Here is a 23,569-nt window from a genome sequence, read left to right on the forward strand (position 1 = left end):
AAGTACACGCTTCATGAGGAGGAATTCGATGAAATCGACGAAAGATGTAGTCATTATCGGTGGCGGTCCGATCGGACTGTTCACCGCATTTTATGCAGGTATGCGCCAACTCGATGCGACGTTGATCGAAAGCTTGCCGCAACTAGGCGGGCAATTATCGACGCTCTATCCAGAGAAATATATTTATGACATCGCCGGCTTCCCGAAAGTGAAGGCCCAAGACTTGGTCGACCAACTGAAAGCGCAAGCCGATCAGTTCGAACAAGATTATCGCCTTGGCGAGACGGTCGAAACGGTCGAGCGACTCGAAGACGGTACGTTCCACATCTCGACGAACAAGGACGAGTACCATACGAAAGCGATCATCATCACAGCCGGCAACGGCGCGTTCGCCGCACGTCCGCTCGGACTGGACGGTTGTGAAGATTATGCGAACCTTCATTACTTCGTCGACAGCATGGAGAAATTCCGCGACCGTCGCGTCATGATCGCCGGCGGCGGCGACTCGGCCGTCGACTGGGCACTCATGCTCGAAGGTATCGCCAAAGAAGTCCATATCGTCCACCGTCGTGACCGCTTCCGGGCTCACGAGCATACGGTCGAACAAATGAAGGCCTCGACGATCAACGTCTGGACGCCTTATAATATCGAATCACTCTCAGGCGCGACGCATATCGAGTCGGTCGAACTGACGGACAAAGATGGCGAATCGAAGTTCGTCGACATCGACGACTTGATTTGTAACTACGGGTTCGTCTCATCGCTCGGCCCGATCAAAAACTGGGGCATGGAGTTTGAGAAAAACACGATCCGTGTCGACTCACGGATGGAGACGACAGTCGCCGGCATCTTCGCTTGCGGTGACATCGCCACGTACGAAGGCAAAGTGAAATTGATCGCGACCGGCTTCGGTGAAGCACCGATCGCCATCAACCAAGTGAAGCAGCTCGTCGACCCGACAGCGCGTCACCCACAACATTCAACCTCGGTATTTGCCGGGAAATAAAGACTGGCCTCTCATCTGCGAACGATGAGAGGCCGTTTTTTCATTTGCGGATCGTTTGAATGATGACACGGTCAATCCAATCATCGAGTTGCGTGAACACGAAGCCAGCTTTTTTCGCCTCGGCGTTCGACATGTAGTAGTCGACGTCCGTATCGTACGGGGACGACGCCCCATCCTTAATGATTTGGACCGGTTTACCGATATGCTGTCCAATTCGTTCCATGAGCGCACCTAGCGAGATGAGGCCGTCGCTCGCGGCGTTGAACGGCCCCCTCACGTCGGCACGGCCGACCCATTCCAAGAAAGCTGCCGCCTCGAAACTCGAGATGAATCCCATCAACGCCTCCGGGTGATGTAATACGATCGGTTCTTCGTTCCGAACCGCGTCGACATAAAATTTTAACCGGTCGGTGTAATCATCCGGCCCTAGGACGATCGGCAACCGCACCGTCGTGACCGGGAATGAGGCCCGATGGAAGAAGTACGATTCGGCCTCTCGTTTCCCTTGTCCGTAATCGTGTTCCGCGTCGAGGTGATATTCGTGATGGAGCGGATTGAAGTCGCTCTCTTTTAAAGCTGCCTCTGGCGCATAGACGGACATCGTCGACGTGAGCACATATTTCCCGACCCGATCCATGAAGGCGTCTGTCGCGATCTTCGCCTGATACGGATTGAAACAAATATTGTCGTAGACGAGGTCATACTCGTTGCGTGCGAGGTCTTTCATCGTCGCGACCGACTGACGGTCGCCTTTAATGGAGCGGATGCCTTCCGCTTCCGGCACTTGCAGCTGACCGCGTGTGACGATCGTCACGTCGTCTCCCGCTTCAGCGAGACGGAGCGCGAGCCGTTTCCCAAAGTAACGTGAGCCACCGAAAATCAACACTTTCCTCATCGTACCTACCCCCTTCTCATCCTTCTCCATCCAATATTCCCGTTCATTTCCTCTCATTAACATGCTCACCAAAAAAGGTTGCCGAACATGTCGGCAACCCGTCTATCGTTTAGCAATCCCCGGGCGTGCCGGCGTTCGCCGCCGTCCGGAAACTCGAACCGCAACCGCACGTCGCGATCGCGTTCGGATTTTTGATCGTGAAGCCCCCGCCGAGCATCGACTGCTTGTAGTCGATCTCGAGCCCGTCGACGACACCATGGTCGGCTTCGGCGACGATGACGCGGACGCCATGATGGTCGAACTGGACATCCTTGTCCGTCTTGTCTTCATCGAACCCCATCCCATAGGATAGGCCGGTACACCCACCGCCTTGGACTTTGATCCGTAAGAACTGATTTTCAGGGCGTTCGGTCTGTTTCATCATATCGATGACTTGTAGTGCGGCTGGCTCTGTCAAATGAATCATCTGAACTCCTCCTCATTTATCTTCACTTCAAGTCAACTGACTTGTGATTTTGTGAAATATCTTGTATAACTAAACTGTAACAAAAAAAATTAAATCGTTCCATCTTCGGGGCAGGGTGAAATTCCCGACCGGCGGTATTGAAGACAAGTTCTTCTCAGCCCGTGAGCGAGCAAGGCGTTGCTTGCTGATTTCGTGAGATTCGAAAGCCGACAGTAAAGTCTGGATGGGAGAAGATGGCGGCATCCGACCGATATTTGGATGTTTTCTTTGGCGTGGCTTAAACGTTGACGAGAACATCTGTTTCGTATGCGCGTAAACTCTCCCGATTGTTCACACAATCGGGTTTTTCTATGCGACGGGTGCCATTCATCAAGGAGCGACAAAAGGAGAGATTTTGATGAAAACAACGCGCAACAAACGATTGACAACACTGGTGACGCTATCGATGCTCGGGGCGATTTCATTCGTCCTCATGCTCTTTAACTTCCCGCTACCCTTCCTGCCACCATTCCTAAAAGTGGACTTCAGTGACATCCCAGCGCTCGTCGCCGGTATCGTCTTCTCGCCACTCGCAGGTGTCGTGGTCGTCGCTCTCAAAAACGTCCTCTACTATGTCTTTAACGGTGGCGGCGTCCCGGTCGGTGAAGTCGCGAACTTCTTTGCAGGTGTCGCATTCATATATCCGGTCGCTTGGTTCTACCATAAACGTAAAACGAATAAAGCGCTCGCTTCAGGCCTCGTGGCAGGTACGATCACGATGGCGCTCAGCTTGGCGATTTTGAACTACCTACTCATTTTACCAGCTTACGCGTTCTTCTTCGGAATGGCCGAGATGGCCGATCCGGCAGTCAAAACGAACCTCGTCTTGTACGGCATCTTACCGTTCAACTTGATTAAGGCATTATTGATCACCGCCTTGTTCGTCCCGCTCTTCCTGAAGTTGAAGCCGTGGATCGAACGTCAACACATGCAACTGCAAGCTTAACGCCCAATCACCCAAGGGAGACATCCCTTGGGTGATTTTTTGTAGTCACTATATGGCAACCATGAACAAGAGCGCCCACCGGAGTGAGCGCTCTTGTTTGTGAATAACGATTAGAGAAGAAGACCAGCGAGAGTCGCTGACATCAAGTTCGCAAGCGTACCTGCGAGAATCGCGAGGACACCCATACGTGCGATGTCGTTACGACGGTTCGGAGCCATACCACCAAGACCACCGAGAAGGATGGCAAGTGATGAGATGTTGGCGAATCCACAGAGTGCGAACGCGATCATCGCTTCTGTACGAGCTGACAAATCACCTGAACCGATGATCGGTGCGAACTCAGAGAAGGCAACGAATTCGTTCAAGACGAGTTTTTGTCCAAGGAAGCTACCGAATTGTACGGCATCTGCCCATGGTACACCGATGACGAACGCGAGCGGTGCAAACACGTAACCAAGGATCAATTGAAGTGAGAGGCCTTCTAGACCGAACCAACCACCGATTCCACCAAGAAGCAAGTTGACGAGTGCGATCAATGAAACGAAGGCAAGAAGCATCGCACCGACGTTCAATGCGAGGAACAAACCGTCTGACGCACCGCGAGCGGCCGCATCGACGAAGTTTGCTGCTTTGTTCTCTTCATCTTCAGCAATTTCGATATCATCATCCGGAGTTTCTGTTTCCGGAACGATGATTTTCGCAAACATCAAACCAGCAGGCGCTGCCATGAAGCTCGCTGCGAGCAAGTACTCGAGCGGAACACCGAGTGCGGCGTATCCAGCAAGTACCGAACCGGCAACCGATGCGAGACCACCGACCATGACGGCAAACAATTCTGATTGTGTCATTGATGGGAGGTAAGGCTTGATGACGAGCGGTGCTTCCGTCTGACCGACGAAGATGTTCGCCGTCGCTGAGAGCGATTCTTTACGTGACGTACCGAGTGCTTTTGCAAGTGCCGTACCGAGGATTCGGATGACCCACTGCATGACACCGATGTAGTAAAGAAAGGCAATTAACGAAGACATAAAGATGATGATCGGTAAGACCTGGAACGCGAAGACGAAGTTGTCTCCCCCGACAGCCGAACCGAAGACAAAGCCGATCCCGGCGTTCGCCGTGTTCAAGACGTTTTGGACGCCTCCTGAGATAAACTCTAACGCCGCGCGTCCTGCCGATGTGAAAAGGACGAGGAATGCGAATGTAAACTGGACCGCGAAGGCGGCAAGAACAGTACGCCATTTGATGGCTTTACGGTTGGTCGAGAAGATGTAAGCGATTCCAATTAATGCCAAAATACCAACCACGCTCATGATGTTCATTGGTGTTGTGCTCCTTTCATATTGAAAAACCGACGATTGTGTTATACCCGAATCGAGATGTGCCCTACCGTTTGAAACGCTTTCTTTTTCTGTTGTTAAACGTCAGACAACCTACATTCGAACCTCTTAGAATATAACAGACCGTTTTTAAAAAAGCAACGGGTCAAAAAGAAAAAAGTTTGAGATTTCTCAAACTTTTTTACCAGGCCATCTCTTCGATTTTTTCATACACGTTCGTGACAAGTTGCTCCGGCGTCTCCCCGATCACGACTTCTCCGTCGACGAGACAGAACAAGTCGAGCGAGCAGACCCCACAGTAGCCGGTACAGCCATATTCGACGACGTCTAGGTCAGGATCGGACTCTAGTTTTGCCCGGGCGATCTGTGAACCCATCGCTAAGTTCGAGGCACAAAACTCGATGATCGGATTCATCATTTTTTTCACCGTCTTTCTTCCCCTATTGCGGGAAAATGGTTCTTCTACGAGGTATTATATCATGGTACAGTTAGAGAGTAACAAAGGGGGATTTTTATGCGCAAATTAGTCGTCTTAGGAGGCGGTTACGGGGGTATGCGTGTAATCGAACGCGTCCTCGGCCATCAGCTGAAGGACGTATCGATCACATTAATCGACCGTCTACCTTATCACGGATTAAAAACAGAGTATTATGCACTAGCCGCCGGAACGGTATCCGATCGTGACATCCGTGTCGATTTCCCGGAAGAAGTCGACTACATATACGGGCAAGTCACGGACATCGATACGACCGACAAGATGGTGTTGCTCGCAAGCGGGGAAAAAGTGCCGTACGACGACCTCGTCATCGGCTTAGGCTGCGAGGACAAATACCATAACGTGCCCGGCGCCGCCGAGTTCACGTACAGTATCCAAACGTTAGAAGAGTCACGCAAGACGCAACAAGCGATCAACGGCTTGTCGCCCGGTTCGATCGTCTCGATCGTCGGGGCCGGCCTATCCGGTGTCGAGCTCGCGAGCGAACTCCGGGAGAGCCGTCCCGATCTGACCGTCCGACTGTTCGACCGTGGCCCTTCCGTCCTGTCCTTTTTATCGAGCCGTGTCTCGATGTACGTTCAATCGTGGTTTGAAGAGCACGGTGTCGAAGTCATCAACAATGCCAACATCGTCCGGGTCGACCCAGACGGTCTGTGGAACCATGAACAACACTTTGCCGCCGACTTGACGGTTTGGACGGCTGGGATCCAACCGGTCGCCGTCGTCCGGAACCAAGGCTGGGAGCTCGATGGGGGCGGCCGCGTGAAACTGACACCGCATCACTACGTTCCCGATTTGCCTGACGTCTTCGTCGTCGGTGACAACGCCAGCCTCCCGTACGCACCTTCAGGTCAACTCGCCGAGGCACAAGCCGAACAGATCGTCCAAGTGCTGCTCTGCAAGTGGAAAGGCGTCGCTTATCCTGAGTTGCCGGATATTAAACTCCGAGGCACGCTCGGATCGCTCGGGAAGAAGGCCGGCTTCGGCGTCTTCATGGGGAAACAGTCGCTGACCGGGAAAGTGGCCCGACTTCTCAAGTCCGGTATCCTGTGGAAACATAAAGTCATCAAATAATACGACCGAATCGCGAAATGGCTGCCTTGCCATCTCGCGATTTTTTTATGTGGTGACAGCCGCTTACCCGTTCATACTTCTTTGCCTTGCGCCAAAAGTCTTGTATCCCTGTCCCTGATATACCTGTCTAAATTTTCAGATTATTGATTCGATTGACATATTCTACCCGATGGAAAAACTTGTTACTCTATGAGCACGGCAGTTCGACATTATGTCATCTCGCCTACATAATCCAAAGGGGGAAATCCATTGAAGAAAATCTGTAGCACCGTCCTCGCCTCGCTTCTCGTCTTGTCAACCGTCCCACAAGCAGTAGATGCCAGTCCTGACAAGGAAAAAGAACGTGTCATCGTCGTGTTCAAACAGTCGGCGAAGAAAATCCCGCTCTCGATTGAAGGCATGGAAGTCAAACAGCAATACGCCAACATCCCGGCTGCTGCCATCGAAGTGCCGAAAGCAGCGCTGAACGGATTGAAAAACAATCCGAACGTCGCCCACATCGAAGTCGATCAGACGGTACAAATTGAGAATCAAACCCAAGACTGGGGAATTCCAAAACTGAAAGCACCATCGGCTTGGCAGAACGGCTTCACCGGAAAAGGTATTAAAGTCTCCGTCGTCGATACGGGAATCTCAGCGCATCCTGACTTGACGATTGCAGGTGGAGCGTCATTTAGCAGTGTGACGAGTTCATACGCCGATGACAACGGACACGGTACGCACGTCGCCGGGATCATCGCGGCACGTGACAACGGCATCGGAACGGTCGGGATCGCCCACGAGGCAAGTATTTACGCCGTCAAAGCGCTCGAGGCGAACGGCAGCGGTAGCCTGTCGAGCATCATCGCCGGTATCGACTGGTCGATTTCGAATCAAATGGATATCATCAACTTGAGCCTCGGAACGACGAGTCCTTCGACGACGCTCCAACAAGTCGTCGACCGGGCGAACAATTCAGGCATTCTCGTCGTCGCAGCGGCTGGTAACAACGGCCGAGCCGACGGCAGCGGCGACCTCGTCAACTACCCGGCGCGCTACAGCTCGGCCATCGCGGTCGCGGCGACGGACATCAACAACAATCGCGCTTCGTTCTCCGCTACGGGCAGTACAGTTGAAGTCGCGGCTCCAGGTGTGAACATCAATTCGACAATCGTCGGCAGCGGCTACGGTCAAATGAGCGGGACGTCGATGGCGACACCATACGTCGCCGGGAACTTGGCGCTCATGAAACAAGCGTACCCGACGCTCTCATCTTCACAGCTCCGGACGCGCCTGTCACAAGATGCAATCGACCTCGGCACGGCAGGTCGCGATACACTATTCGGCAACGGACTCGTTCAAGCGCCAACGTCAGGCAGCACGTCACAACCGGTTCAAGCGCTCGCGGCTACGGTCACGACATCAAAAGCGATATACTACGCCGGTGAAGTTGTATCGATCTCATCGACGGTACGTGACGCGAACGGTCAAGCGATCGCGAACGCGGACGTTCGTGTGACAGTAACACAACCTTACGGCACGACGCTCTCAGGAACGGGTAAAACCAACTCAAGCGGAGCAATCACGTTCACGCTCTCGACCGGTTCTTCTTCACAACGAGGGACGTACCAAGTGAAAGCGGATGCGACGCTCTCAGGATACACGGCAAGTTCAGCGACGACGTCGTTCCAACTTCGCTAAATCGACAAGAAGGTTGAACGAATGTGTATTCGCTCAACCTTCTTTTATGATGTCGTTCACTTCTGGTCAATCGCCGTATACACTTTACGTAACTGGACGACACCTTCGTCGACGACTTCCCCGTTCAAGAGGACGAGCGGGTAAAACCATTCGTCTTGCTTGATCGCCTCGGCGATGTCATCGTCCGCTTGCTCGAAGTCGATGTATTCGAACTCGAACTTGCGCTCCGGATATTTCCGGGCGAGCGCACTTTGTAACCATTCATATGTCTCGACCGAGCTCGGTGCCCCGACACAGCTCGCACACTGTACTTCTGCCCCGTATACCGTGATTTTCATCGTCATTCCCCCTATCCATTTCTATTATACAAAAATCACGCAGCGCCCCTGTCACAAAACGCTCAGCGTTAAAGATTGAGAAACAATCTCAAACTTGCTAGAATGGAATAGAACCAGAAAGGGGTTAGATACCATGGAAATGTTTGATCAAGTCCAAGAAGTACTCGATAAATTACGCCCGTTCTTGCTTCGCGACGGCGGTGACGTCGAACTCGTTGATGTAGAAGAAGGCATCGTCAAACTTCGTTTGATGGGTGCATGCGGCAGCTGCCCGTCTTCAACAATCACTTTGAAAGCCGGAATTGAGCGCGCGCTCATTGAAGAAGTACCTGGCATCGTCGAAGTCGAACAAGTATTCTAAACAAAAAGGGAGACAAACGTCATCCCTTTTTTTCATGCATTTGTCCATTCGTCCAAGCTCTCGACCATATAGGTCGGGAGCTTTTCTTGTTCTTGAATGAACGCAGGCCCGTGAACGCCTGAATTGACATGCAGCGTCCGCAGCCCTCCGTTGATCCCGAACAAGATGTCCGTATGGTAGTTGTCCCCGACCATGACGACCTCGTCTTTCGTCAGACCGATCATCTCGAGGGCGATGTCGATCATGACCGGCTCCGGTTTGCCGATGAAGAACGGGTCTTTCTCCGTCGTCACTGTGAGCACGGACGTGAGCGCCCCGTTGCCCGGTAAAAAGCCGCGCTCGGTCGGGATGGCGATATCCCCGTTCGTCGAGATGAAACGGGCGCCGGACCGAATCGCGAGCGCACCTTTCGCCAATTTCTCGTACGTGATGTGGCGGTCGAGCCCGATGACGACGTAGTCGGCTTTCGGTTCGTCCGTCACATGGAAGCCACGCTCTTCAAGCGCGATCCGGAGACCGTCTTCCCCGATCATATAAACGGTCGCCCCTGGTGTCATCTTCTCGATATAACGGGCCGTTGCCATCGCACTCGTCAAGACGTGCTCGGGCGTCACGTGGACACCCATCGACACGAGTTTGTCCGCGACTTGTTTCGGCGTCATCGAGGCGTTGTTCGTGACGAACAAGTACGGGAAGCCCGTCGCCTCGAGCCGGTTCACGAAGTCGACCGCTGCTTTGATCGGCTCGGTGCCTGCATAGATCGTTCCATCTAAATCAAATAAGTATCCTTTAATTAAATTCATCTAATCACTCGCTTTCCGGTAAAAATGCTGATACTGGTCCAAGTTCCACTTCTAAATAGCGGCGGACTTGCTCGGGAAATGCTGCGAACGTCTCTTTTTGACGCTCCGTCCAGGCGTCAAAGCGAGCCGAATCCGACGTGACGAACTCCCGGACGTAATAGGCACGCATCATGACGAGCTCTTTCGCCGCTTGAGCCGTCTGGGCGTCGAGCACGCGCTCGTCCAATAAAATGTCGACGATATCTTCATAACTCCCCGGATCGCGCATAATGAAGCCGTCGATCATCGAGTTGCCGACATCGATGACGCCTTCCATCAAATGCACGGCCAAACGCTCTTTCGCAAGTTCAAGTGTGAACGCGTCCCCTTCGAGCTGATCGATCCGATGCAACATCGTTTCCATGTGGGCCAGCGTCTCATTGATTTTTTCTCTATTTACAAAATACATCGTCATCCCCCCTGCCCCTTATCATAATCTTTTTTCCGACTCGAGAAAAGAATCTCCCCTATTTACATCATTTATCCGATTGTGATACACTAATCCACGGATTAACACTTTAATTAGTATGTCACATTAAATAGAAATCACGTGGAGGGTTCAACACTATGGAACGAGAATTAGCGTTAGAGATCGTACGAGCAACCGAGGCAGCGGCACTGGCATCATCAAAATGGATTGGTCGCGGCCAAAAGAACGAGGCCGATGACGCGGCGACGTCAGCGATGCGCGAAGTGCTCGGCACGGTCAATATGGATGCGACTGTCGTGATTGGCGAAGGCGAATTAGATGAGGCTCCGATGCTTTACATCGGCGAACGCCTCGGTACGACGTTTGGGCCGGAAGTCGATATCGCGGTCGATCCGCTCGAAGGGACATCGATTGTCGCCAAAGGACTCAGCGACGCCATGGTCGTCATCGCAGTCGCCGATAAAGGCGCTCTCCTCCACGCACCTGATATGTATATGGATAAACTTGTTGTCGGACCGAACCTGAAAGGGAAAGTCTCGCTCGACGAACCGCTCGAGTCGATCATCGAGAAAGCCGCGCTCTATAACGGCAAACGGATCGAAGAAGTGACCGTCATCATGCAAGACCGTGACCGCCACGAACATCTCCGTCAAGCGGCGATGCGTATGGGCGCACGCGTCAAACTGTTCGATGACGGCGATGTCTCGGCCGGAATCGCCGCAGCCATCAAATCGAACCCGATCGACATCTTCATCTCGACAGGCGGCGCACCAGAAGGCGTCATCACGGCAGCAGCCGTCAAGGCGCTCGGCGGCGATATGCAAGCCCGCCTTCATCCGATGAACGAAGAAGAGACGGCCCGCGTCATCTCGATGGGCATCGAGGACCCACTCCAACTCCTCACGATCGACGATCTCGTCAAGAGTGACGATTGCATCTTTGCCGCGACCGGTGTCACGACGGGTGAACTGCTCGACGGCGTCAAGTTCTTGACGGACGATATCGTCGAGACGACGTCGCTCGTCATGCGTTCGAAGACGAAGACGATCCGCAAAGTCGTCGCTGAACACACGTTGTCGTTGAAGCCGTACCTGAACAAACAACAAGTCGAAGCATGACAAAACCTCCGCTCAAAATTTGAGCGGAGGTTTTTTTTAGAATCCTTGTTCCATATCAGGCGTACCGACGTGGTTCGTGCGTGGCTGATCTGCTCCTCGAAGCGAGTCATAGAACGCAGCGTACGTCGTCGTGAAGTACGGATACACGTACAAGAAGCCGATTCCGAGCGTGAACACACCGACGAAGAACCAACCGATGAAGGAGAGAACGAGCTTGAACGCGTCCATCTTGTGACCGTCCATCATCCGGCGTGACTCGGTGATCGCCTCGAGAGCCGACAGTTCCGGCTGATCACGTAAAATATAGTTCGTTAGCGAGTACGAGAACGCTTTGACGATTCCTGGGATCACGAGTAACAATGCCCATAAGAAGATGAACAACCCTACGAAAAACGGAGCGAGCACGTGTTTCACATAGCCGGTTTGGAACGGTTCAAATAATTTCGAGACGGCCGGCTTGTCGCCGCGTGACACGGAGAGGACGAGCCATGACCATCCGATCGTGAGCGGTGCGATCAACAACGTCAGAAGGAACGATAAGAATGATAACGTCATCTCGGTCGACGTCAATGGCTCCATTGACTCTGCGTCAATCGTCGGTGCGAACGTTTGGGGAATCCCGTTCAATACAACGAACAAAATCAAAATCCCAGCGAGCAGCCAGCGATTACCTGTCAACATTTTTTGTGCGTGTTGTTTCCATTGTGCTGTCATAGTATCCATCCTTTGTTTGTGTTCTTTCCTTAGTGTACGTCATTGGCCGGCAGAAGGTTTCAAAAAACACGAAAACAGGGAAAGGTTTCTCCTTTTCCCTGTTAATATAAGATATTGCCCATAAAAAACTGTGACATCGATAGAATAAATAAGAGCACACCTGTAGCGACAACAGTCAGTGAGATCGCTTTAAATAACCGGCTTTTTAGAAATGCATTCCGATACTCGAACCGGCGAACGAGCAAGACATGGACCAACTCAAACAAAAGGACCGCGGCTGTGAAATAGAATGTCATGATACTACCTAACCCGAAGAACAGCATCGCCAGTAAGCCCAATCCTAAGTTATGGATTCGGTTATGGACGTCATCGCGATCGCTGACGGTCGTCGTTTGTACGTGTTGCATCCTTTCACCTCACTTCCAAAACCCGAACAGAAAAAGTTATCTTATATATAAATTATCACAATTTTCTTATCCCTAAACCTGTCACACCGTCTTTTCACCTAAACGAAACATTCAGGAAATATATGTAATAAAAAAAGCGCCGATGTCATCAGCGCGTCATGAACCGGTCGAAGTTTCAGCTTCTTCCGCTTTATTGAATTTTCGTTTTAGTTTGAGCGGTTGTTTCGTTCCGCCGAACACAGGACCGTCTTCACTTTCATCAATCTCTGTCTCTTTCTTCAGGACGAAGAACGGACAACCAAAGTTACAATACTCATACACATAGTCCATCACGTGATCGATTCGATTATCGTACGTGGCAAACTTCGACTTCACTTCATAAAATCCTTTGAGACGAAGTTGACCATGTCCCCAATCGCCGACGATGTAATCATATTTATCGAGCACATCACTATAACGAGCGATGAATGCCTCTTCGTCAAACCCGTCGCGTTTCTCTTCGATGACGGTATATCCATGGTGATTCACTCTAATCATTTTCACACCTCCACTTTCCTATCATATCACGCCAATCAATAGTTCCCCTATCGTTTTCGGATCACATCATGACGCGCCATGATCGTTTCACGCAGCACGTCACGCAGAAGTTCCGGCATGTAGTAACGCTTCGGCTGGTCCGCCAAATACGGCAGGAGCGGACCGAACGTGAACATGTCGACCGTGGCGACACGATACGTCTGTTCAAGACCGATCTCGTTGCCGCGAAGCAAGTAGCGGCCTTGTTTCACTTCAAGACCGTGGATGATCGGTTGTCCGAGCACCGTTCCGCGAAAGCCGAGCCCACGCACGTGCATCGTCGTGAACGGCTCATCATGAACATCGCTCAAGAACCGAAGCAACGTTGCACCGTCGAGTGTCAACAGGCATGGATTGATCGGGTGCGGACAGATGCGATGGAGCATATTGAGCGTGACTTGTCCGGGTGCCAACCCTTCAAGCAGGATGCCTGATGGAAGGATGCTTACTTCGGCATCACACCAGTCCATTAATCCGTCCGCTAATAATTCCGCAATCGGAGATGGTCCGAACCAATCGCTCACATAGCCTGGCGTGGCGGCAATCGTCACGTCAAGCAAACTCTCAGCTTGTTCATACTCGAACCGCAACGCCCGTAGCGTGTCGTCGTCCTGAACGTGATCTGTCAAGTCATGGAGACACGCCTTCTTCTCTACGACTTGGCCGTCCCGAAGCGATAACTCGACTTCTCCGACGTATTGCCCGTACTTCCCGGCCTGGGCGATCAATACCCCGTTTTTCATGACGCCGTCGTCCAACACGTGGTGCGTATGCGCCCCAAGGATGACATCGATGGCTGGGAACGCTTCAGCGAGTCGCTCGTCGGCGTAGAAACCGAGGTGACTGAGCGCGATGATGACGTCACATCCTTTGAGTTCCTCGAGTGCCCGAGCAGTCGCCGTCAGCGGTGACTCAATTTGCCAACCGAGTTCAGGATACAGCTCTTCATACGGTGCGGTCACGCCGAACAGACCGACACGCACACCGGACCGCTCGAGGACGAGCGTCTCCGTCGCCCAGTCCGGTCGCGTCCCGTCCGCGTGATAGACGTTCGCGAGCAAGACAGGGAACGTCGCATCCTCATAGAGCGAATCGAGCCAGTCGTGCGGGAACGTGATGCCTTCGTTGTTGCCGATCGTCACGGCCGTCGGATTGAGCCGATTGAGCAAGCGGACGTTCACTTGCCCTTTCGTCACTTCCGTCGCCGGGTGTGTTCGATCGGCATGATCGCCGAGGTCGAAGACGAGCGTGTCCTCGTGTCGGCGTTCGTTCAAAAAGGAGACAAGTTGAGGCCAGTTATGAAATTTTGAATGCAAGTCATTGTAATGAAAGATTTTAATCGTACGCACGGCCATCCCCTCTTCCTAAAACAGGCTGATTTGGCTCGGGGCGAGCTCATACTCGGCACCGAGAATCTCAATCAAACGTTTCGCGTTCGGTGCCGCATCCCCGGCTGAGTTGTTGTTGAAATAGACGTAGACCGACTTGGCATCTCGTTCGAGCGCTCGGCACGCCGTTGCAAGTTCTTGCAGTTCATCCTCACTGTATCGATACAAGCAGCGGACGTGACGCCACTCTTGGCTCGTCATCCCGGGTTTGCGGAGCCACCCGGCCGTATTGCGGCCGTGCAGACGGACGACTGCGACTTCCGGGTTCGTGACGACCGGGACGAACGGGATGCTGCTCTCTTTCGTCTGCGGTTCGTCGCACACCGTGTTGATGAAGCGTTGCTCGGTCAAGAACGCGAGCGTCCGGTCGCGAAATGCTTCCGAGAACCACGTCGGGTTCCGAAACTCGACGGCGATGTCATAGTCGATCAGTTCCGCTCGAATCGTCCGCAAATAGTCGAGATGAGGCTTCGAGACGTCGAACCACGGCGGGAGTTGGACGAGAACGGCCCGCAGTTTCCCCGCCTGTTTGAGTGGCTCGACCGATGTCCGGTAGCGCTCGAACAGTTCGGCGAGCGGCAGCTTCGGTTCACGGTCGTGCCCGCTCATTTCCCTGGAAACTTTGACGACGAACTGAAAGCCGTCCGGCGTCTCACGATTCCATTTCTCATAGTTTTTCACAGGTTGGATCGCATAGAACGACGAGTCGACCTCCACCGTCGGAAAGTGGCCGGCGTATGTCGACAGTTTGTGCTTCCGCTCTTCCGGCGTCGTATAGAGCAGGTCGTGGTCTCCCCAACCGGTCACACCGACATAAATCATCGTGTTTCCTCCTCACATTATTGTTCGAACGATGTCTCCGCGTTTCGCTTTGACCAATTGAGTGTCCCGCTAAACGTCACGAGCAACAAGGCAAGTCCCATGATGAACGGATAGCGCATGTCGATATCGAAGGCGATCCCGGCAAGCGTCGGCCCGACGATATTGCCGATACTCATATAGGCGTTGTTCATCCCCATCGCGAAGCCTTGTTCTTTATCCGCCATTTTCGACACGAGCGTATTCAACACCGGACGAAGAATCGAGGTCGACAAGAAGATGATGAGCGTGATCGCGAAGAAGATCGCATACGATCCCGCGAACAGCGAGAACAAGAAGCCGAGTGCCGCGAGCATAATAAAGATGAGCACGACTTTGATCTCACCGAAGAGCGAGACGAGTCGGTCGACGGCAAACAGCTGAACGATGACACTGACGATTCCCGTACCTGTGATCATGACGGCAATTTCTTGCGGCGTCGCACTGAACGTCTCACTGACGAACAGTCCAAGCACCGACTCGTATGCCATGAGCCCAAACGCCATGACCAAGTTGATGACGAGCACGAAGAAGTACGGCTTTCGAGTCGACGACAAGAGTTGCCGTGGCAGCGATTCGGTCTCGTTCGTCCGGACGTAAGCTTCCCGATCCGGTTCTTTCAATAGAATGATCGATGAGATGACGGCGACCAATGAGACGATCGCCGACAAAAGCAGCGGTGCCTTCAGCCCGAACTCGGCGACGAAGCCCCCGATCCCTGGTCCGATGACGATCCCGAGCGACATTGCCGCGGAAATATAGCTATTTCCTTTCGCCCGTTGTTTGAGCGTCGTAATGTCGGCCACGTAAGCAAAGATGGCTGGAATGAGCAATGCGGCCCCGACTCCGCCGATGGCGCGCGAGATCAGTAAGACCGTCAAATTGTCCGATAAGTAAAAGACTGCCATCGAGATGGTGAACCCGATGAGCCCTGAAATGATCATCAGTCGGCGACCGTAGACGTCCGCCCATTTCCCCGCGATCGGTGACATGAGCAACTGCGCCCCGGCAAAGACCGAAATCATCAGTCCGGCGGCGGTACCGCCTTCGCCAATCATTTTTAAATAGTCGGGAATGATTGGAATGATAATCCCGAATCCTGCTACGGCGATGAACATGTTCAGCATGAGAATCGCCAATTGTTTCTTTTGTTTTGTCGTCAACGCACGTCACTTCCTTTTCATCTATTCATTTTACTTGTTGATGAATGGAATGAGCAAACGATAAGACAGCAAAACACCCATCCTGGACCAGAGGATGGGTGTCGTTGTGATTATGAGATGCGTGACTCAGCGAGTGACCCGCTCGACCGCTGTTTCGGTAAGAACAGTGTGACGACATAAACGATCAACGTAGGAACTGCCCAGGCGAGCCCGATCTCAGCCATCGGTAAGTTCGTGATCCATGCAGTCACGGCTGTTGGAGCCAAGCCTTGTGCCGTCTCGAACAACGAGAACACGAGCGCCGTGTAAACGGTCGCCTTCATCGCGACGTGCGGGTTACGTTGAATCCGTTCCGTGACCGAAACGAGCACGAGTGCGATCATGACCGGATACAAGAGCGTGAGCAACGGTATCGCGATTTCAATCAACGTACCGAGACCGACGAGTGAGATCAAGTAACCGAATAACGTTGTCCCGATGACGACTTGGTAGTACTTGAGCGACTCGAACGTGTTACTCATGAACCGTGAGAACTCGGTGATGAGTCCGACCGCTGTCGTCAAACAAGCAAGGAAGACCGCTGCCCCGAGTGCGAGCATGCCGACTTGACCGAACGATGTACCGGCAAACGTTTGAAGGAGGCTTGCTCCGTCAGTAGTTCCCGTGACACCCGTCATGTTCGCTCCGATCGATGCGAGCGAGATGTAGACGAGCATCAAACACGTGACGGCAAGCAATCCCGATGTCCGGAGAAGCGATGACGCTTCTTTTTGATCCGACATCCCGTTCGCTTTAAGCGTGACGAGAACGATTGCACCAAAGACGAGTGCCCCGAATACGTCCATCGTCAAGTAACCTTGTTTAAAGCCTTCACCGAGTGCCCCGAGCCACGTCTCATACCCTGCTGCTGGCGCGGCCGGTGAGCCGAGCGGAGCCACAAGGTTTGTGATCCCGATACCAGCGAGCAAGACGAGGAGGATCGGTGTGATGATCCGTCCGATGATCTCGATCAATTTTTGAGCGCGGAGCGTCAAAAGGAACGTCAAGCCGAAAAAGACAGTTGAACTGATGGCGAGTGTGAACGTTGACGGCGCACCGAGGAACGGCACGACTCCCATCTCATACGTGACCGCTGCCGTCCGAGGAATCCCGAAGAACGGTCCGATTGCCACGTACATTAATCCCGTCAAAAGAAGAGCAAGACGCTTCGGAATGTACCTTGCGATTTGATCAGACCCTCCACCGACCCGCGCGACTGCGAACAAGGCGAGTAAAGGAAGTCCGACGCCGGTAATGACGAATCCGACTAGGGCTGGGAACAGGTTCTCACCTGCCAACGCTCCTAGCATCGGTGGGAACAGCAAGTTCCCGGCTCCGAAGAATAATGCGAAAATCGTAAACGCTAACGGGAATAATGTTGATTTTTTCATACAACTACCTCCACATACATTGTAGTACCTTCCGTATTGAACAAATTCCGACTAAATGACTAAATTTTCTGACAATAAAGCGCTTGGTCTATTCCATTATACACACTATCCTTTTTTTGACCACCCTATCTTTAAAAAAGATGTTTATTTTTCTGAGAAGTAGATTTCCATATAAAAAAAGCTCCCTCTTTTTACAGCAGGAGCCTACTTGTCAACCGAATTCATGTCATCTTTTCAAAAAAATAGTCAATAGCGGATATCGAATTTACGGTATGATGCTTCCGCGATATCCGTTTCTTCGATCTGTTCGACGCCGACGAACCGATTGCCGTCATAGAGCGCTCGTTTGAACGATGCATAGTCGGCCTCGTCCCCTTCGACATGGAGCTCGACCGTACCATCGCTCAAATTTCGGACCCATCCCTTTAGATTCGATTCGATTGCGGTCGCTTGACAAAAATAGCGAAAGCCGACCCCTTGGACGCGTCCTGAGACGATCAATTGTTTAGCCAGTTTCATGCGTATTCTCCTCCTTCATATGAAATAACAGGTTTAGCGAGACGCTGCTTAGGTAACACTATATAAATAAAATAACTGGATTAGGAGTGGTGATGTGGAACAGATTGTGAATATCGTGACGTCGTTTTCGAATTGGCTATGGGGAGTCCCAATCATCTCCCTGCTCGTGTTATCAGGTCTTTACTTGACCATCAAATTAGGGTTCTTCCAATTCCGATACCCGCTCTACATAGTTCAACAAACGTTAGGAAGCGTCTTTAAAAAACCGAAAGGCGAAGGCGACATCAGTCCTCGCCAGGCGTTGACGTCGGCGTTATCGTCGACGATCGGTGCCGCCAACATCATCGGTGTCCCGGCCGCGATCATGTTCGGGGGACCGGGCGCCATCTTCTGGATGTGGGTCATCGCCGTCGTCGGGATGGCCATCAAGTTCTCAGAAAGTGTCCTCGCCGTGCGTTACCGCGAGAAAAATGAAGCCGGGGAATTTGTCGGCGGTCCGGTCTACTACATGGCAAAAGGGCTGAAGTGGAAATGGCTCGCCTCATGGTTCGCGTTCGCCCTCATGATCGAGCTCATCCCGAGCATCATGGTCCAAGGCAACGCCGTCAGCTCGGCCGTCCGTGAGACGTTCAACGGCGATACGCTCGTCACCGGCTTCATCGTCGCCGGCCTCGTCGCGCTCGTCGTCTTCGGAGGCATGAAACGGATCGCTAAAGTGACGGAGATCATCGTCCCGGCGATGGCACTCGTGTACGTCGGGGCCGGGTTCATCATCGTCTTGATGAACTTCTCGCAAATCCCTGACGTTCTCGGTCTCATCTTCTCGTACGCGTTCCAACCGATGGCCGCGCTCGGCGGATTTGCCGGAGCCGCCATCGCCGAGACGATCCGTTGGGGCTTCGCCCGCGGACTCTACTCGAACGAGGCCGGTCTCGGGACGGCACCGATCGCGCACGCGGCCGCCCAGACCGACCACCCGGTCCGCCAAGGTTTCTGGGCCGTCATCGGGATCGTCATCGACACGCTCATCATCTGTAGCACGACCGCGTTCGTCGTCTTGTCGTCTGGCGTTTGGACGCGTGAAGGCGCGATGAGCGACCCAGCCGCCCTCACAACAATCGCTTTCCGTGAATACTTCGGGTATACGGGTAGCTTGCTCGTGACGATCTCACTCATCTTCTTCGTCTTGTCGACGATCATCGTCATCATCTTTTATGGCTCACGCCAAGCCGAGTACTTGTTCGGTTTGACGGCCGGCAAAGTGATGAAAGTCGTCTATATCGCCTCGATCGTCATCGGTTCGATCGGTGGCGCCCAGATGATTTGGAACTTCCTTGACTTCATGCTCGCGATGATCCTCATCCCGAACATGATCGCCGTGCTGATGCTAAGCGGTGAAGTAAAACGACTGACGACTGAATTCTTCTCGTCTGAAAAATATTACAAGAAAGACGTCGCCGAGAAAAAGGCGTCGTAATAACGAACCCGGCTGCATTGGCAGCCGGGTTTTTGTTATGAACTTGTCTCGATCTTATCAATCGCTTGGCGAATCCGTCCGACCGAAGCGTCGAACTGTTGTTGCTCTTCAGCCGTCAAGTCGATCTCGATGATTTGACTGATACCGCTCCGGTCGATCAAGGCAGGTACCCCGATATGGAGGTCGGAGGCGCCGTATTCACCGTCGAGGTGGGCGCCGATCGTCACGACCGTGTTCTCGTTCCGGACGATGGCGCGGACGATGCGCAGCAAGCCGAGGCCGATCGCGTAATAGGCCGCGCTCTTATAGCCGATGATTTGGTTCGCCGCATCGCGCACTTCTTGATAGATCGCGTCTAAATCCTCTTGGTGATATGATTCATTGTCTGCGAGCAGTTGCTTCATGGATTTCCCGTAAATCCGGGCGTTGTCCCAGGCGACGAAACCACCGGCACCATGTTCGCCCATATAATAGACGTGACAGTTGCGCGACGACAAGTCGAAGTACTCGCCGAGCTTAAAACGCAGACGTGCCGTATCGAGCACCGTCCCTGAGCCGATGACGCGGTGTTTCGGCAAGCCCGACGCTTTCCAGGCGACGTGGGCCATCACGTTGACCGGGTTCGTCGCAACGACGATGATCCCGTCAAAGCCGCTCGCCATGATTTGTTCTGTCACGTCACGGACGACGATAGCGTTTTGCCCCGCGAGGTCCATCTGTGTCTGCCCGAGCTTTTGGGCGGCGCCTGCCGTGATGATGACGATGTCGGCGTCACGGCAATCCGTGTAATCCCCTGCCCAAATCCGGACCGGGCTCGGTGCGAACGAGATGCCGTGGTTCAAGTCCATCGCCTCCCCTTCCGCTTTCGCGTGGTTCGAGTCGATCAAGACGAGCTCTTCACAAAGTGCCGCCATCGATAATTGGTAAGCAAAACTGATGCCGACCCAGCCGGCACCGACGACAGCGATGCGGGTAATGTCTTTTGGATCAATTGTTTCCATTCAATCATTCCTCCCTAAAAACAGTCTCTCTTTTAGCATACCCGACTCTTAGCTGTTTCACGACAATAACTAAACAATCAGTATATACGAAATAAATACAGAATTACGCTATGCATCAAGTTTCGGTTCAAATATTCCCGTATCTCGAACATAGCCAAAAATTTGAATCATTTCATTGTCCTGTATGAACGGGATTCGTTCTTTCGTTAAAATAGATATAAGTTCATCGATCATATCACATACGTCTGGTTCGACGATAGCTCCCTTATAGACCAACACCTTTGGTCGCAATCGAATCCATTCGATTGAAGAGGTAGGATAAGGAAATCCATCATCCCAATCACCTGATTCATAAGCCGTCTTCGATAAAAACTCAGGATCAGGTGTGTCCTCTAATACATATTTGGTTTGATAAGGAGGTTCAAATAGGAATGTATTTGCTACCGCTCGCCTCAGTTCCCCCCACTTTGTCTTGTTCATCACCGATGTCAATTGCCGCTCTTCTATTTCTTGTAACTCTTTTTGTCGGTCCATCGCTGTTCATCCTTTCTCACATGCGAGTTCTAAGCGCTTGATTGCCCGCAACACATCTTCACGGTTGTGCTTTTGCTTCATCCACTTGGGCAAGCGACTCTCAATACTGCGGTTCGCGCCGTCGCTTGTCCGAACACTCGCTTCCACGTACTGTCTCATATACGCGAGGTGCTCCTGATTATAAGCCCATAGGACATGACCACAACAACCAGTTTGCAGATAGAGCGGCAATCTGAAATGTACATCGAAAGCTCCGCCGATGTATTTCGTACCGCTCTGCTTCATTTGTAGATAACCGCACTGAAAACAGCTCAAGCGTACCTCATTAGCCTTCTCCATAACGTCCGCTCGTCCCCCACAACGTGGACAAATCACGACCATCTGACCCATGAATGTCTCAAGTTCTCTGCTCTCTAGTGAAAATCGATTTGTCACGTCATCGCCTCCTCATTTCATTATACAAAAAACCAGCGAAACTAAGCTCGCTGGTCAAGGTAGTGGACTATTAAATCAATTGTTACATCTCAAACTTGACGAGACCGTTCACTCTCTTTCCCAATAATAGTGAACCGGCCGAATTTCAATCCTCCAGCCTAACGATTCCGCTTCGGGCACTTGGGTCGTCGGATGGATGGAAGCGATTCTGACCGCGTCCTCTATGTCCGCCGCTTCAATCAAAAAAGTACTTCCTACTACTTCCTTTGACCCCAAGACTGGTCCATCCGTTATCTTGATCTGATCAGTATGACGCTTGACTTCTTTCATACTCGCTTCAAGCCCAATATCTAATACAACCTGCTCACTTGCATAAAACTGATGTAAGTATGGTTCACAAGTAGCCATGATTCGGTCTATTTCATGGTCCGTCTTTTCATTCATTTTTTCAGCATTGAAATAGCCTGTTACCAAAAACATCATGTTCGCTTCTCCTCTCGGGTCGAGTATATGTTTCACTACTTTATTCCCTAGTTCAGGTCGAAATAGCTCCTATGAAACGAGAGGGGTTCAATCCAAAAAAGACGGTTGACATGATTTCATGTCAACCGTCTTTATCTACATATTCAGGATTATCCGATCGATCCTTCCATCTCAAACTTGATGAGACGGTTCATTTCGACGGCGTATTCCATTGGCAATTCTTTCGTGAACGGCTCGATGAAGCCCATGACGATCATCTCGGTCGCTTCTTCTTCCGAGATACCACGGCTCATAAGGTAGAAGAGTTGCTCTTCTGACACTTTCGAGACTTTCGCTTCGTGCTCGAGCGAGACTTGGTCGTTCAAGATCTCGTTGTACGGGATCGTGTCCGACGTCGACTCGTTGTCCATGATGAGCGTGTCACATTCGATGTTCGAACGGGCACCTTTCGCCTTACGGCCGAAGTGGACGATTCCGCGATACGAGACTTTTCCGCCTTGTTTCGAGATCGACTTCGAGACGATCGACGACGACGTGTTCGGCGCGAGGTGAATCATCTTCGCCCCAGCGTCTTGGTGCTGCCCTTTACCGCCGAGTGCGATCGAGAGCGTCATTCCACGTGAGCCTTCACCTTTTAAGATGACGGCTGGGTACTTCATCGTGAGTTTCGATCCGATGTTGCCATCGATCCACTCCATCGACGCGCCGGCTTCACAGACGGCACGCTTCGTGACCAAGTTATAGACGTTGTTCGCCCAGTTTTGGATCGTCGTATAGCGGCAGTATGCGTCTTTGTTGACGAAGATCTCGACGACAGCAGAGTGAAGCGAGTTCGTCGTGTAGACCGGTGCCGTACATCCTTCGACGTAATGGACCGAAGCGCCCTCGTCGACGATGATGAGCGTCCGCTCGAATTGACCCATGTTTTCCGAGTTGATTCGGAAGTAGGCTTGGAGCGGTTGCTCGAGTTTCACGCCTTTTGGCACATAGATGAACGAGCCACCTGACCAGACGGCCGAGTTGAGTGCCGAGAACTTGTTGTCCGTCGGCGGGATCAATTTCCCGAAATACTCACGGAACAAGTCTTCGTTTTCTTTCAAAGCCGTGTCCGTATCTTTGAAGATGACACCTCTTTCTTCGAAGTCTTCTTGCATACTATGGTAGACGACCTCTGACTCGTACTGAGCCGAGACACCCGCCAAGTATTTTTGTTCCGCTTCCGGGATTCCGAGCTTATCAAACGTCCGTTTGATTTCTTCAGGAACCTCGTCCCACGAGTGCTCCGTCTTCTCAGACGGTTTGACATAGTACGTGATCTCATCAAAATCAAGTGACGTGAGATCGCCGCCCCATGTCGGCATCGGCATCTTCCGGAACTGTTCGAGTGATTTTAAACGGAACTCGAGCATCCATGCCGGTTCTTCTTTCATGTTCGAGATCGTTTCAACGATTTCTTTCGTCAAGCCGCGGCCTGAACGGAAAATCGAGATGTCTCGATCATGGAAGCCATATTTATAATCGCCAACGTCTGGCATATTTTTCGCCATATCGGT

General features: G+C 52.2%; 27 protein-coding genes and 1 riboswitch. Of the genes, 7 read left to right on the top strand and 20 right to left on the bottom strand.

Annotation, left to right across the window (positions count from 1 at the left end; translation table 11 throughout):
- Positions 1–28 precede the first annotated feature (28 nt).
- Positions 29–1,006 (top strand): NAD(P)/FAD-dependent oxidoreductase, encoded by a 978-nt coding sequence (locus tag EVJ28_RS02665; protein WP_131455945.1) that lies wholly within the window; start codon positions 29–31, stop codon positions 1,004–1,006.
- A 40-nt stretch (positions 1,007–1,046) separates the two neighbouring features.
- Here EVJ28_RS02665 and EVJ28_RS02670 read toward each other — a convergent pair whose 3' ends face one another.
- Together EVJ28_RS02670 and EVJ28_RS02675 are read right to left on the bottom strand one after the other, a co-directional pair.
- Positions 1,047–1,901, bottom strand: coding sequence for a Rossmann-fold NAD(P)-binding domain-containing protein (locus EVJ28_RS02670; RefSeq protein ID WP_236634015.1), 855 nt, complete (start codon positions 1,899–1,901; stop codon positions 1,047–1,049).
- Between the two features lie 109 nt (positions 1,902–2,010).
- A complete protein-coding gene (locus EVJ28_RS02675; RefSeq protein WP_131487942.1) occupies positions 2,011–2,367 on the bottom strand; it encodes a HesB/IscA family protein in 357 nt (118 codons plus the stop codon).
- A 97-nt stretch (positions 2,368–2,464) separates the two neighbouring features.
- Positions 2,465–2,606: riboswitch (FMN riboswitch) on the top strand.
- 158 nt (positions 2,607–2,764) lie between these two features.
- On the opposite strand from EVJ28_RS02675, the gene EVJ28_RS02680 reads away from it, so the two are divergent.
- Positions 2,765–3,352: an ECF transporter S component gene (locus tag EVJ28_RS02680; protein WP_131455941.1), complete on the top strand. Its 588-nt coding sequence runs from the start codon at positions 2,765–2,767 to the stop codon at positions 3,350–3,352.
- Positions 3,353–3,462: 110 nt separating this feature from the next.
- On the opposite strand, the gene EVJ28_RS02685 is transcribed toward EVJ28_RS02680, so the two are convergent.
- Together EVJ28_RS02685 and EVJ28_RS02690 are read right to left on the bottom strand one after the other, a co-directional pair.
- Positions 3,463–4,674, bottom strand: a complete 1,212-nt coding sequence (locus EVJ28_RS02685) for a NupC/NupG family nucleoside CNT transporter (protein ID WP_131455939.1) — start codon at positions 4,672–4,674, stop codon at positions 3,463–3,465.
- Positions 4,675–4,873: 199 nt separating this feature from the next.
- Positions 4,874–5,110 carry a YuzB family protein gene (locus tag EVJ28_RS02690; protein ID WP_035386187.1) on the bottom strand — a complete coding sequence of 79 codons (237 nt, stop codon included), beginning with the start codon at positions 5,108–5,110 and terminating at the stop codon, positions 4,874–4,876.
- A 96-nt stretch (positions 5,111–5,206) separates the two neighbouring features.
- On the opposite strand from EVJ28_RS02690, the gene EVJ28_RS02695 reads away from it, so the two are divergent.
- Positions 5,207–6,262 (top strand): NAD(P)/FAD-dependent oxidoreductase, encoded by a 1,056-nt coding sequence (locus EVJ28_RS02695; RefSeq protein WP_131455937.1) that lies wholly within the window; start codon positions 5,207–5,209, stop codon positions 6,260–6,262.
- Between the two features lie 249 nt (positions 6,263–6,511).
- A complete protein-coding gene (locus tag EVJ28_RS02700; protein ID WP_131455935.1) occupies positions 6,512–7,942 on the top strand; it encodes a S8 family peptidase in 1,431 nt (476 codons plus the stop codon).
- Between the two features lie 56 nt (positions 7,943–7,998).
- On the opposite strand, the gene EVJ28_RS02705 is transcribed toward EVJ28_RS02700, so the two are convergent.
- Positions 7,999–8,286 carry a DUF1462 family protein gene (locus EVJ28_RS02705; protein WP_131455933.1) on the bottom strand — a complete coding sequence of 96 codons (288 nt, stop codon included), beginning with the start codon at positions 8,284–8,286 and terminating at the stop codon, positions 7,999–8,001.
- A 127-nt stretch (positions 8,287–8,413) separates the two neighbouring features.
- Between EVJ28_RS02705 and EVJ28_RS02710 the strand changes: the two genes are divergently transcribed.
- Positions 8,414–8,641 carry a NifU family protein gene (locus tag EVJ28_RS02710; protein WP_012726833.1) on the top strand — a complete coding sequence of 76 codons (228 nt, stop codon included), beginning with the start codon at positions 8,414–8,416 and terminating at the stop codon, positions 8,639–8,641.
- Between the two features lie 32 nt (positions 8,642–8,673).
- Here EVJ28_RS02710 and EVJ28_RS02715 read toward each other — a convergent pair whose 3' ends face one another.
- Positions 8,674–9,444, bottom strand: a complete 771-nt coding sequence (locus EVJ28_RS02715; RefSeq protein WP_131487944.1) for a TIGR01457 family HAD-type hydrolase — start codon at positions 9,442–9,444, stop codon at positions 8,674–8,676.
- Positions 9,445–9,448: 4 nt separating this feature from the next.
- Entirely contained in the window at positions 9,449–9,892 is a 444-nt protein-coding gene (locus EVJ28_RS02720) for a DUF86 domain-containing protein (protein ID WP_070328796.1), read from the bottom strand.
- Positions 9,893–10,050: 158 nt separating this feature from the next.
- On the opposite strand from EVJ28_RS02720, the gene glpX reads away from it, so the two are divergent.
- Entirely contained in the window at positions 10,051–11,031 is a 981-nt protein-coding gene (gene glpX, locus EVJ28_RS02725; RefSeq protein ID WP_131455931.1) for a class II fructose-bisphosphatase, read from the top strand.
- A 36-nt stretch (positions 11,032–11,067) separates the two neighbouring features.
- On the opposite strand, the gene EVJ28_RS02730 is transcribed toward glpX, so the two are convergent.
- The 8 genes from EVJ28_RS02730 to EVJ28_RS02765 form a co-directional block, all read right to left on the bottom strand.
- Positions 11,068–11,745 carry a DUF975 family protein gene (locus EVJ28_RS02730; protein WP_131455929.1) on the bottom strand — a complete coding sequence of 226 codons (678 nt, stop codon included), beginning with the start codon at positions 11,743–11,745 and terminating at the stop codon, positions 11,068–11,070.
- Positions 11,746–11,846: 101 nt separating this feature from the next.
- On the bottom strand, positions 11,847–12,152 hold the full coding sequence (locus EVJ28_RS02735; protein WP_131455927.1) for a hypothetical protein: 306 nt from the start codon (positions 12,150–12,152) through the stop codon (positions 11,847–11,849).
- 156 nt (positions 12,153–12,308) lie between these two features.
- Entirely contained in the window at positions 12,309–12,689 is a 381-nt protein-coding gene (locus EVJ28_RS02740) for a YutD family protein (protein WP_035386184.1), read from the bottom strand.
- Between the two features lie 47 nt (positions 12,690–12,736).
- Positions 12,737–14,083, bottom strand: a complete 1,347-nt coding sequence (locus EVJ28_RS02745; protein WP_131468288.1) for a bifunctional metallophosphatase/5'-nucleotidase — start codon at positions 14,081–14,083, stop codon at positions 12,737–12,739.
- Between the two features lie 9 nt (positions 14,084–14,092).
- Complete coding sequence (locus EVJ28_RS02750; RefSeq protein ID WP_131455923.1) at positions 14,093–14,938, bottom strand: DUF72 domain-containing protein; 846 nt, start codon at positions 14,936–14,938, stop codon at positions 14,093–14,095.
- Between the two features lie 17 nt (positions 14,939–14,955).
- Entirely contained in the window at positions 14,956–16,137 is a 1,182-nt protein-coding gene (locus EVJ28_RS02755) for an MFS transporter (RefSeq protein ID WP_131455921.1), read from the bottom strand.
- Positions 16,138–16,247: 110 nt separating this feature from the next.
- Positions 16,248–17,567: a branched-chain amino acid transport system II carrier protein gene (gene brnQ / locus EVJ28_RS02760; RefSeq protein WP_131455919.1), complete on the bottom strand. Its 1,320-nt coding sequence runs from the start codon at positions 17,565–17,567 to the stop codon at positions 16,248–16,250.
- Positions 17,568–17,813: 246 nt separating this feature from the next.
- A complete protein-coding gene (locus EVJ28_RS02765) occupies positions 17,814–18,086 on the bottom strand; it encodes an acylphosphatase (protein ID WP_070328749.1) in 273 nt (90 codons plus the stop codon).
- A gap of 94 nt (positions 18,087–18,180) precedes the next feature.
- On the opposite strand from EVJ28_RS02765, the gene EVJ28_RS02770 reads away from it, so the two are divergent.
- A complete protein-coding gene (locus tag EVJ28_RS02770) occupies positions 18,181–19,563 on the top strand; it encodes an alanine/glycine:cation symporter family protein (RefSeq protein ID WP_070328748.1) in 1,383 nt (460 codons plus the stop codon).
- 35 nt (positions 19,564–19,598) lie between these two features.
- Here the strand turns inward: EVJ28_RS02770 and EVJ28_RS02775 are convergent, their stop codons facing one another.
- The 5 genes from EVJ28_RS02775 to sufB all read right to left on the bottom strand — a co-directional run bounded on the left by EVJ28_RS02775 (position 19,599) and on the right by sufB (position 23,563).
- Positions 19,599–20,564 (bottom strand): L-lactate dehydrogenase, encoded by a 966-nt coding sequence (locus EVJ28_RS02775; RefSeq protein WP_131468286.1) that lies wholly within the window; start codon positions 20,562–20,564, stop codon positions 19,599–19,601.
- A gap of 108 nt (positions 20,565–20,672) precedes the next feature.
- On the bottom strand, positions 20,673–21,098 hold the full coding sequence (locus EVJ28_RS02780) for a DUF6678 family protein (RefSeq protein WP_131468283.1): 426 nt from the start codon (positions 21,096–21,098) through the stop codon (positions 20,673–20,675).
- A 6-nt stretch (positions 21,099–21,104) separates the two neighbouring features.
- Positions 21,105–21,257, bottom strand: coding sequence for a hypothetical protein (locus EVJ28_RS14085; RefSeq protein WP_161566946.1), 153 nt, complete (start codon positions 21,255–21,257; stop codon positions 21,105–21,107).
- Positions 21,258–21,641: 384 nt separating this feature from the next.
- Positions 21,642–22,016, bottom strand: coding sequence for a YciI family protein (locus EVJ28_RS02785; RefSeq protein ID WP_131487946.1), 375 nt, complete (start codon positions 22,014–22,016; stop codon positions 21,642–21,644).
- 149 nt (positions 22,017–22,165) lie between these two features.
- Positions 22,166–23,563, bottom strand: a complete 1,398-nt coding sequence (gene sufB / locus EVJ28_RS02790; RefSeq protein ID WP_070328746.1) for a Fe-S cluster assembly protein SufB — start codon at positions 23,561–23,563, stop codon at positions 22,166–22,168.
- Between the last annotated feature and the right edge of the window lie 6 nt (positions 23,564–23,569).

The sequence above is a fragment of the Exiguobacterium sp. SH3S3 genome, assembly GCF_004337115.1.
Classification (GTDB): Bacteria; Bacillota; Bacilli; order Exiguobacteriales; family Exiguobacteriaceae; genus Exiguobacterium; species Exiguobacterium aurantiacum_A.